Below are 4,170 nucleotides of genomic sequence, written 5' to 3' on the forward strand. Positions count from 1 at the left end.
GCTTCCCAATGTTGGTGTTTATCAAAAAATATTCTTCTCAATATATTGGTCTCCATAAAATGAAAATACCACAGCTTAAATGACTGTGGTAGACCCAAATTTTTATACTTTCTTATCTTTTAAAAAAGGCACCTCCAATTGTTAGACCTTCGTCTAACAATTGGGGTGCACTTCATTACGAGTTTGCAGTCTATCTTTTTCATTTTAGTTAATATTCATTTTATTGGAGGAAAGAAGAACCATGTATACATTAGGATGGATTGGATTAGGTCAAATGGGTACACCTATGGCAAAAAGACTTTTACAAGCGGGCTTTAAAGTGAATGTATATAATCGTTCCCCCGAAAAGGCAAATTCCTTAGTAGAAGTGGGAGCCATTAAACTAAGTTCACCAAAAGAAGTAGTGGAGCAATCGGATATTATTTTTATTATGTTATCCAACTCTATTGCGGTGAAATCAGTATTAACTCAAGAGGATGGTATATTGAATGCCATTGATTCAGAAAAGATTATAGTAGATATGAGCACAATTTCACCCAAGGATTCTTTATCCTATGCAAAATTGGTTTCTGACAGAGGTGGCATATACTTAGATGCACCAGTTTCTGGATCCGTTGGAGCTGCAGTAGCAGGTCAATTAGTTATTCTTGTGGGTGGTGAACAAAAAGCTATTGATATATGCCAACCTTATTTTAATTTATTAGGTAAAGAAACAATCCGCTTTGGTACAAGTAGCAAAGGTAGCTCTGCCAAATTATCCATTAATTTATTGCTTGGTATCATTGGACAAGGTATCGGAGAAACATTATTATTAGCTGAGCAATCTGGGTTAGATAAAGAAAAAGTATTAGAAATGATTTCACTGTCTGGAATGAATACACCTCTATTCCAAGGAAAAAAGGAAATGTACCGTAAAGAAGAATTCCCTTCTGCATTTATGCTAGAACTTATGACAAAAGATTTGAGGCTAATTAATGATGAGACAGAACGCCTAAAAATAGAATTACCACTTGCAGAGGCGGCCAAAGCTACTTATCGTTCTGCTAATGAAAGTGGAAAAGCTAAGCTTGATATGGCTGCAGTTTATTTAGAATTGAAAGAAAGAAATAATTTATAGTATAAAAGGCATCCTTTTTGGATGCTTTTTATACTATCCGTCAATATTAACATTATTGATGTTAATATTGACGGATATCTCTCGAATGCTCATTTATTCGCAGGATTTCATAACCCTTTTAATCAGATAATATACGATATTAATGAGTTCAGATTATTTTTGGATAAAATGATATAACCAATATCTAACTTACATCTTCATTAGTTCCTTATTGTGCTAAACTGCCCTTATAGTTTCATAAAAATGGCTTTCCTATGCTCCTAAAGGCTAGCCATAGATCAGGTACCTGAAGTTAGCTTTTATTAGGTATCGACTTTTCTAACATCAATTTCAAGTAATCAATATATACTAGAACCTCTTCTGGCAAAAATACATCTTCTCGTTTCACTAATCCCACTTGAATTATATTTCCTCTTTCCAGAGGAATAGAAATAATATTGGGATTCATATAGTTAGTCACAATAGATCCTGTTCCTAAATTGTAACTATTAGTATTTGCTAAGAGATTATTCATTGCTCCTCTATCTTGGAGATAGACTACTTTTTCAATATCATCTAAATTGAGGGCTTCCTCTGCGAAATGAAGCAACATGTCATCCTGCTGATATGTTAAATAGGGAAATTCCCTTAAATGTTTTAAATTAATACAATCATAGTGAGCTAAAGGATGCTCTTTCCGTAAAAAGACGTGCTGTTTCAGTGAAGCAAGTGGAGTAAAAGTTAATGATTTAGAAAGGAAATATCGTTTAAAAAAATGCTTATTTAATTCCGTGAAAGATAAAATCCCAAGAATACTTCTGCTTGCATACACATCTACAATTACGTCCATCGCCTTACCTTCCCGTATAGAAAGCTCATATTTTTTGTCTTCAAAATATGTCATTAAGTTTGCAACTGCTTCAATAGCAAAGCCATAATGTTGAGATGAGATGGAAAACTTCGTTATTTCTGTTACTTCCTCTTTCTTAAAATGATGGACAACAGACTCCATTTGTTCGAGAAGCATTTTAGCGTAAAACAATAATTCTCTTCCCTCTTGTGTGAATACTACCCCTTTGTTTGTTCTATCTAAAATCGTAATCCCTAGCTCCGCTTCAAGATCACGTACTGCTTTACTTATACTAGGCTGTGTCACATAAAGAGCAGCAGCAGCTTTACTAATAGAGTTGTGCTTAGCAATTTCTACAATATATCGAAATTGTTGAATTGTCATATCCGCACCATTCCTCATAAATTATTTCTAAAAATTTGCTATAACTTTAGTCTATAGCACAGGCATAAAAAGTTCAATTTCATGTTTTGCTGTAGGAGTCTTAAAATATAGGGGAAGACAATTTTATTTGGAAAGGAAGAAAAACATGATAAGAGAAGCAAGCCAAAAAGACTTAAAGGGTATTCTCAATATCTATAATGACGCTATTCTTCATACTACTGCTGTATACGCTTATCAACCTCAAACCCTTGAAAACAGAGAAATTTGGTTTGAACAAAAGAAGAGTGAAGGTTATCCAATATTTGTTTATGAATTAGACAATAAAGTAGTTGGATTTGCTACATTCGGTCCTTTTAGAGCTTGGCCAGCTTATCGGTATTCCATTGAACACTCTGTTTATGTAGATAAGGATTATAGAAAAAAAGGTATTGCGACTTCTTTAATGGAAAGATTAATAGCATTTGCAAAAGAAGAAGAGTATATGACTTTAATTGCTGGTATTGATGCAGCAAATGATAAAAGCCTTGCCATGCATAAAAACTTTGGCTTTGTTCATGCCGGTACTATTAAGAAGGCAGGATTTAAGTTCAATAGATGGCTTGATTTAGCTTTTTACCAACTTGAGCTTGTCGGTCCTAATAATCCAAAAGAAGAATAAAACGGTTATATGACTTCATGGAATCAAGAGAAAACAGGCTACCTTTATACCGCTTCTGCTTACTTACTTTGGGGATTTCTAGCTTTATACTGGAACGCATTAAATGCAGTCTCTTCATTAGAGATATTGGCACATCGTATGCTGTGGGGATTTATCTTTATTTCTATACTTGTTTTTATTCAAGCTAAAAAGCGCAGTGCGCTTTTTTCGCTTATAAGTGAATTTAAAGTAAATACTCTACAATTTCTTTACATCTTCATTGCCTCTATGGCAATAAGTTTAAATTGGCTCCTATTCATATGGGCGGTTAATTTCCATCATATTATGGAAGCGAGCCTAGGGTTATATATAACTCCTATTGTCAGTATGATACTGAGTGTCATTATACTCAAAGAACATGTAAAGAAAGGTACTCTTATCTCCATGTTAATAGCATTTGTAGGAGTATTAATTATTACTTATGACTTTGGTAAAATTCCTTGGATTGCTTTTTCATTAGCTTTTACTTCTGGGATATATAGCATTATGAAAAAGTATATTACAGTAGATGCTCTAGTAGGCATGTGTATAGAAACGTTCATGATAATACCATTTTCACTCATTTATTTATTGTTTTTACAACGAAGTAACAAGATGTATTTTGGTTCGAACCTGGAGGTAACAATATTATTAATTGGTTCAGGAATCCTTACTATTTTACCTTTACTGTGGTTTACAGAAGGTTCTAAAAGAATTTCATTAACTACTATAGGGTTTTTTCAATATATTACTCCAAGTATAACTTTTCTTCTTGGGATACTAGTGTTTGATAATTCTATTAGCTGGATTAATTGGCTCTCTTTTAGTTTCATTTGGATATCCATTTTTATTTTCACTTCTTCAAACTACAAAAATCAAAAATAAAATAAAAAATGAAGAATCACAGGGGATTATTTCAACCAAATAGTTAAAAAGCGATCTTTCTATTATAAAGATCGCTTTTTGGCCTGAGTAGCTTTTTTGAGGAAAACATCTCTTTTATGATGTAGTTTGTGAACAAATGTACTTACACTAAACTCCCTCAATAAACAAACACTTATCTCTTAAATACGCAGTTTTTCTCCATATTGCTATCTAACTTGTTTAACTTTATAGATTTGGTTATTGTGAAAAGATCATAAATAAGCATCTTATAAAGAAAAT

The 4,170-nt window shown here is 32.8% G+C and carries 4 protein-coding genes; 3 read left to right on the forward strand and 1 reads right to left on the reverse strand.

What is annotated here, in order from left to right:
- Positions 1–241 precede the first annotated feature (241 nt).
- Complete coding sequence (locus M3600_RS28015; protein ID WP_251648495.1) at positions 242–1,117, forward strand: NAD(P)-dependent oxidoreductase; 876 nt, start codon at positions 242–244, stop codon at positions 1,115–1,117.
- A gap of 292 nt (positions 1,118–1,409) precedes the next feature.
- Here M3600_RS28015 and M3600_RS28020 read toward each other — a convergent pair whose 3' ends face one another.
- On the reverse strand, positions 1,410–2,330 hold the full coding sequence (locus tag M3600_RS28020) for a LysR family transcriptional regulator (protein WP_251648497.1): 921 nt from the start codon (positions 2,328–2,330) through the stop codon (positions 1,410–1,412).
- A 145-nt stretch (positions 2,331–2,475) separates the two neighbouring features.
- Here M3600_RS28020 and M3600_RS28025 point away from each other — a divergent pair, with 145 nt between their 5' ends.
- Entirely contained in the window at positions 2,476–2,988 is a 513-nt protein-coding gene (locus tag M3600_RS28025) for a GNAT family N-acetyltransferase (RefSeq protein ID WP_251648499.1), read from the forward strand.
- Between the two features lie 9 nt (positions 2,989–2,997).
- The gene (rarD, locus tag M3600_RS28030) at positions 2,998–3,891 is read left to right on the forward strand and encodes an EamA family transporter RarD (RefSeq protein WP_251648501.1); all 894 of its coding nucleotides are present in this window, start codon (positions 2,998–3,000) and stop codon (positions 3,889–3,891) included.
- The last annotated feature ends 279 nt before the right edge of the window (positions 3,892–4,170 follow it).

The organism is Niallia sp. MER 6 (assembly GCF_023714395.1).
In the GTDB taxonomy this organism is placed as follows: domain Bacteria; phylum Bacillota; class Bacilli; order Bacillales; family Cytobacillaceae; genus Niallia.